This window comes from Brachybacterium sp. UMB0905, from assembly GCF_002871795.1.
Taxonomy (GTDB): Bacteria; Actinomycetota; Actinomycetes; order Actinomycetales; family Dermabacteraceae; genus Brachybacterium.
This window is the reverse complement of record NZ_PNHL01000031.1, coordinates 1-6,047: the sequence shown is the minus strand read 5'-3', so window position 1 is coordinate 6,047 and position 6,047 is coordinate 1. Positions and strand designations below refer to the sequence as shown.

The following is a 6,047-nucleotide window of genomic DNA, read 5'->3' as shown; positions in this document are numbered from 1 at the left end:
GCCTTGAACTGGGGACTGAACTTACGCCTGGATCTTCCTGCCATGTCCTTGATCCTTCCTCATAGAAGACTGTCCAAGAACCTTGGTACACCCCAGAGTTCTATATAGCTAAGTTGAAGCTTCGAGGCTATCGTCGTGCCATGTCCGTCGATGAGCTGTCTGCGAGTGCCCAGAACTATCTGAAGGCGATCTGGGGGTTGTCCGAGTGGAGTGACGAGCCAGTGACGTTGAAGCTCATCGCGCAGCGGACCGGTGTTGCCCTGTCGTCCGCTTCGGATGCGGTGCGGAAACTGACTGAGCAGGGTCTTCTGTCTCACGCGAGGTATGGCTCGGTCGAGTTGACGGAGGTCGGTCGTTCGTACGCGCTGGTGATGGTGCGGCGGCATCGCTTGATCGAGACGTTTCTGGTGGAGACCCTCGGGTATCGGTGGGACGAGGTCCACGAGGAGGCCGAGCAGCTCGAGCACGCCGTCTCGGACTTGATGGTGGAGAGGATCGATGACGTTCTGGGTCGCCCCCGGCGTGACCCGCACGGTGATCCAATCCCTGCAGCGGACGGAACAGTGACCGTGCCTGATGCGCGGCGTCTCACCGACGTCGGAGCGGAGGGCAGGTTTGTGGTCGAGCGGATCTCGGACACGGACCCGGCGATGTTGCAGTTCTTCGAGTCCCAGGGCATCGGAGTCGGGGCCACGCTTGTGGTCGCGGCGGGAGCGCCGTTCTCCGATGCGCTGGAAGTTCGTTCTGGAGAAGTGGGCTCGCCAACGTTGCTGGGACGCTCTGCGACAGATGCCCTCTACGTCTCTGCGGGGCCTACCTGATCCTCACGCCGGCGAGCCGTATCGCGTCGATACCGGCGAGCTCCGACCTTCTTGCTGAGCAGGCCGTGCTTGGGACTGATGAGGTAGACGAGTGCGAAGGCGCATCCCTGGGTGAGGACGACGAGGCCGCCGGGTGAGGCGTCGACCCAGTAGCTGATGTAGATCCCGACCACGGAACAGAGTGACGAGAGGGCCGGCGCGATCACGAGCATCCGCCCGAAGCGGTCGGTGAGCAGATAGGCCGTCGCTCCGGGAATGATGAGCATCGCGACGACGAGCACCACTCCCACGACCTGGAGAGCGGCAACTGCGGTCAGCGCCAGAAGACCCAGCAGCAGCGCGCCGAGGAATCGGGGAGACAGGCCGATCGCGTGGGCGTGTGTCGGGTCGAAGGCGTAGAGCGTGAGGTCGCGGCGTTTGAACACCAGGGTGACAAGAGCCACGGTAGCCAGGATCGCGATCTGGACGAGGTCTGCGCGGGAGACGCCGAGGATGTTGCCGAAGATGATGTGGTTGAGGTCGGTCTGGCTGGGTGTGACCGAGATCAGAACCAGCCCGAGGGCGAAGAGAGTGGTGAAGACGATGCCGATGGAGGCGTCCTCCTTCACGCGGCTCGTCCCGCGGACGAGCCCGATCATGCCGACCGCCAGGAACCCGAAGACGACCGCGCCGATGGCGAACGGGACACCGAGGATGTAGGCAATGACGACTCCGGGGAGGACGGCGTGAGAGACGGCGTCCCCCATGAGCGACCAGCCGATGAGCACCAGCCAGCACGACAGCAGTGCGCACACCACGGCAGCGATCACGGTCGTGACGAGCGCACGGGTCATGAAGTCGTAGGAGAGCGGCTCGAGGAGCCAGTCGAGCGGGGTCATGCGGCACCCTCCTGCTGCAGAACGTCCAGGCCGAAGGCGAGAGCGAGCCTCTCGGGTGTGAGGGCCTCTTTCACCGGGCCGTGGAAGAGGATGGTTCGCAGCAGCAGCACGGCGTCGTCGGCGAGCTGCGGCAGAGCATGGAGGTCGTGAGTGGAGACCAGGACGGTACGGCCGTCGTCAGCGAGTGCGCGGAGAAGATCGACGATGGTGGCTTCGCTGCGCTTGTCCACGCCGGCGAAGGGCTCATCCAGCAGCATGATCCGTGCGTCCTGGGCGATCCCGCGGGCGACGAAGGCGCGCTTCTTCTGCCCGCCGGAGAGCTGGCCGATCTGTCGATCGGCGTACTCCGTGAGCTCCACCCTCTCCAAGGCTTCGTCCACAGCGATGCGGTCAGCGGGCCGAACTCGGCGCGTGGCGCCCTGGTGGCCGTACCTTCCCATCATCACGACGTCTCGGACAGAGACGGGGAAAGCCCAGTCGACGTCCTCGCTCTGGGGGACGTAGCCGACGAGTCCTCGCCGCCTGGCCGGCGCCGGCTGCGCGCCATTCAGCAGGACGCTGCCTGCGTCAGGCCGGACCATGCCGGTGATCGCCTTGAACAAGGTGGACTTCCCGGAGCCGTTCATTCCGATCAACCCCGTCACCGCACCCGCCCGCACCGCAACAGATACGTCGTCGAGGGCGAGTACATCGCCGTAGCGGACGGTGACACCTTTGACATCGATCGCCGCTGTCGTCATGAGTCCTCTCCGGTGAGTCCCGCAGTGATGGTGTCCGCATCGTGGCGGATCAGATCCAGGTACGTGGGCACCGGGCCGCCTTCCTCGGAGAGCGAGTCCACGAACAGCGTTCCTCCGAAGCGTGCATTCGTAGCACCCACAACCTGCTGCATGGGGTCGTCGGAGACCGTCGACTCGCAGAACACGGCGGGGACCTCGTTCTCGTCGACGAACTCGATCGCGGAGGTGATCTGCTGCGGGGTCGCCTGCTGCTCGGCGTTGACGGGCCAGATGTACTTCTCGGTCAGCCCGGCATCTCGGGCGAGGTAGGAGAATGCGCCCTCGCAGGTCACCAGCGCTCTCTGGCTGGTCGGAAGACTTTCGAGCTCGCCCGTCAGGTCATCTTGGACCTGCTGGAGCTGCTGCTTGTAGGTCTCCCCGTTCCTCTCGTAGTCCTCAGCGTGTTCCGGGTCGAGATCGCTGAACGCCGCGACCATGTTGTCGACGTACACCTGCACGTTCTTCGGGCTCATCCAGGCGTGCGGGTTGGGCTTGCCAGCGTAGGCGTCCCCCGCGATGTCGATGGGATCGATCCCCTCCGAGACCACGACATGAGGCACATCGACTTCCTCGACGAACTGGCCGAACCACACCTCCAGGTTCAAGCCGTTGTCCAGGATCAGGTCGGCATCCGAGGCCTTCCGGATGTCTCCCGGCGTCGGCTCGTACCCGTGGATCTCCGCGCCAGGCTTCGTGATCGACTCGACCACGAGGTGGTCGCCCGCAACATTCTCCGCGATGTCCTCCAGCACGGTGAACGTCGTCAACACCACCGGCTTCTCTCCGTCGTCGGCAGCATCCGGCCTGGCTCCAGCGGAGCAGCCGGTGAGCACCAGCGCCGCACTCGCAACGACTGCGCCGAGCGCAGCCTTCCATCGTCCTCGCATGTGCATCGGCGACCTCTCTTCGTTCACGGCCACAGGCGTGGCCACTTCCGGACCCTCAAATCGTATGGTTCGGTATGCCGAAGTTACAAACCCGGCGTGGCGTATGGCCGAGGGCTGCCAGGACTGATATCACTACATGTGTCACCCCCGCGGAGTGCAGACCCAACATCTAGTAGTTCAAGGTCAGTCGGATGGGACGACGACGAAGGAGGGATCGATGACGGCAGGCATCGAGCGCGCAGCACCGGGACTCGGAACACGTGACCTGACGCCACAGGAGTCAGCAGATCTCGTGTTCTTCTCCAGCGTCTCCGAGAACACGCTGCGCTTCGTGGAGAGACTGGGGCGGCCTGCGGTGCGGATCCCGCTCCGACCCCGCATCGAGGGGATGATCCGCGTATGCCGCCCCTTCGTTCTGGTGGTCCCCACCTACGGCGGCGGCGAGCAGGCCGGGGCCGTACCGAAGCAGGTCATCGCCTTCCTCAACGATCCCGCCAACCGTGCGCTGCTGCGCGGGGTGATCACCGCAGGCAACACCAACTTCGGCGAGCACTACTGCCTCGCCGGCCCAGTCATCTCCCGAAAGTGCGGCGTCCCAGAGCTCTATCGCTTCGAACTCCTGGGCACCCAGCGCGACATCGAGCGCGTGAACGAAGGGCTCGACCGCTTCTGGGCACGAACCGCCACGACGAACGACAAGAACAACGAACAGAGGAGAACAGCATGACCGCCACAACAGCCGTAGAAGGCTCCATCACCCCTCCGGCATACCGACACGACCCCAGCGCACCGCTGCGTCCGATCAACTGGAACCGCGTGAGCGACGAGAAGGACCTCGAGATCTGGAACCGCCTGACCGCGAACTTCTGGCTGCCCGAGAAGGTGCCCCTGTCCAACGACCACCAGGCCTGGCAAGCACTCGCGCCCCATGAACGAACCCTCACCATGCGGGTCTTCACCGGCCTTACCATGCTCGACACCGTGCAGGCCACCGTCGGGGAGATCTGCCAGATCCAGGACGCCCGCACAGAGCACGAGGAAGCCGTCTACACCAACATCGCCTTCATGCAGTCCGTCCACGCCCGCTCGTACTCCTCGGTGTTCTCGACCCTGACCAGTACCCGAGAGATCGATGAGGCCTACCGCTGGGCGATCGGAAACGACCTGCTTCAAGCGCGATGCAAGAAGGTGCTCCAGTACTACTACGGGCCCGACCCGTTAAAGCGGAAGGTGTCCTCCACCCTGCTCTCCAGCCTTCTGCTCTACGCCGGCTTCTACCTGCCGCTGCACTTCTCCGTGCACGCCACCCTGACCAACACCGCCGACATGATCCGACTCATCCTGCGCGACAAGGCCGTGCACGGCTACTACTCGGGCTACAAGTACCAGCGCGGCCTCGAGGCTCACCCCAACCGCCGCGACGAGATGAAGGAGTTCACGTACACCCTGCTCGAAGAGCTCTACGACCTTGAGCTCGACTACTCAGGCGAGCTCTACGAACCCCTCGGCCTGATGGGCGACGTCGCCGCCTTCGTGCGCTACAACGCGAACAAATCCCTCATGAACCTCGGCTACCCGGCACGGTTCACCGCCGAGGAGACGTCAGTCAGCCCAGAGATCCTCGCCGCCCTCGCCCCCAGCGCCGACGAGAACCACGACTTCTTCAGCGGAAGCGGATCGTCGTACATCATCGGCAAGGCCGAGCACACCAGCGACGACGACTGGGACTTCTAGGCACGCAGACTCACCTGTCGGACGCGAAGCGGTACCGCGCATGCCCCGGATCGCTACGACCCGGGGCAAGCACTCAGCGCAGACCGTGCTGCGACAGACCTGAACCCGTCCGCAGGTCTGCCGCAACGGCTCGCCTGGCCACTCGCACTCAGATCGAATGCCAGCGTGAATCGTCCGCACATCGAGAACCTCCCTCAGGCTGCCCCCAGTATGGGGCGAGGGGAGGGGATCCGCGAGGTTACTCGATGCCGAAGCGCTCGAAGAACAGGCGCATGTTGTCGTCACGGTCCGCGCGGAGTGCCTTCTCACGAGCTCGCCACGACGGATCGACACGGTCGGCGTACTCGGCCGATTCCGCATCGCTGAGGAGGAGGCACGAGGTGTCCCCCTGAATCATCTCGGCGACGTCGTTGATCTTGTAGTTGTACCAGCTGATCACTGCCAGGTTGCCTTTCGACTTCCTCATCAGGTGGTTCGAGACCTCCCCGTTCTCGTCGACGAGGATGTCCTGGCTGATGACCGGGGGCTCCTTGGTCCGGGCCAGCAGTGGGTGGGCGACGTAGCCGTTGTCCCGAGTGAACTCGTCCGACCAGCGGTTGCACAGGGCGTTCGTCGCGGGGTCCTTGAACAGCTCGGCGGACAGGCTCTCGGCGAAGTTCGTCATCGTGCTGCCCGTCGTCCAATCGCCGACCTTCAACGGGATCGACAGGTGCATGAACTGCTCAGTGGAGCGTCGGAAGATCCTCCCCGAGCGCACCGTGCGCGCAAAGGTCGCCACCAGGATCAGATCGCGGCCGTGCCCGATCGGGTACGTGACGATCTCCTCGCGAGCAAGCGCCCAGGTTGGGGTGTGTCAAGGATTTCGGACAGTCGATGTGTTCTCCGGTGGTCAGGCGACCACTGGGAGGGTGGTGGGGGTGGTCTGCTCGGTCCACGCCTTGGCGGGGG

7 protein-coding genes are annotated in these 6,047 nt (G+C 64.3%); 3 read left to right on the top strand and 4 right to left on the bottom strand.

The genetic code is table 11. The annotated features are described in order from the left end of the window. The first annotated feature begins 140 nt into the window (after positions 1-140). Positions 141-821, top strand: coding sequence for a metal-dependent transcriptional regulator (locus tag CJ197_RS14610; RefSeq protein WP_102237455.1), 681 nt, complete (start codon positions 141-143; stop codon positions 819-821). On the opposite strand, the gene CJ197_RS14605 is transcribed toward CJ197_RS14610, so the two are convergent. From CJ197_RS14605 to CJ197_RS14595, 3 genes are read right to left on the bottom strand one after another with little or no spacing between them, the layout of a single operon-like run. Continuing rightward, entirely contained in the window at positions 797-1,699 is a 903-nt protein-coding gene (locus CJ197_RS14605; RefSeq protein WP_102237454.1) for a metal ABC transporter permease, read from the bottom strand. The two genes, CJ197_RS14610 and CJ197_RS14605, sit on opposite strands and share 25 nt — an antisense overlap. After that, entirely contained in the window at positions 1,696-2,439 is a 744-nt protein-coding gene (locus CJ197_RS14600; RefSeq protein ID WP_102237453.1) for a metal ABC transporter ATP-binding protein, read from the bottom strand. Before CJ197_RS14600 ends, CJ197_RS14605 begins: the two co-directional genes overlap by 4 nt. Further along, on the bottom strand, positions 2,436-3,365 hold the full coding sequence (locus CJ197_RS14595) for a metal ABC transporter substrate-binding protein (RefSeq protein ID WP_199173956.1): 930 nt from the start codon (positions 3,363-3,365) through the stop codon (positions 2,436-2,438). The genes CJ197_RS14600 and CJ197_RS14595 overlap by 4 nt, the downstream gene beginning before the upstream one ends. A 217-nt stretch (positions 3,366-3,582) precedes the next feature. Between CJ197_RS14595 and nrdI the strand changes: the two genes are divergently transcribed. Both nrdI and nrdF read left to right on the top strand, forming a co-directional pair. After that, entirely contained in the window at positions 3,583-4,092 is a 510-nt protein-coding gene (nrdI, locus tag CJ197_RS14590) for a class Ib ribonucleoside-diphosphate reductase assembly flavoprotein NrdI (protein WP_102237451.1), read from the top strand. Then, a complete protein-coding gene (nrdF, locus tag CJ197_RS14585) occupies positions 4,089-5,099 on the top strand; it encodes a class 1b ribonucleoside-diphosphate reductase subunit beta (RefSeq protein ID WP_102237450.1) in 1,011 nt (336 codons plus the stop codon). The genes nrdI and nrdF overlap by 4 nt, the downstream gene beginning before the upstream one ends. Positions 5,100-5,337: 238 nt before the next feature. Here the strand turns inward: nrdF and CJ197_RS14580 are convergent, their stop codons facing one another. Next, positions 5,338-5,877, bottom strand: coding sequence for a hypothetical protein (locus CJ197_RS14580; protein WP_146007796.1), 540 nt, complete (start codon positions 5,875-5,877; stop codon positions 5,338-5,340). Positions 5,878-6,047 lie beyond the last annotated feature (170 nt).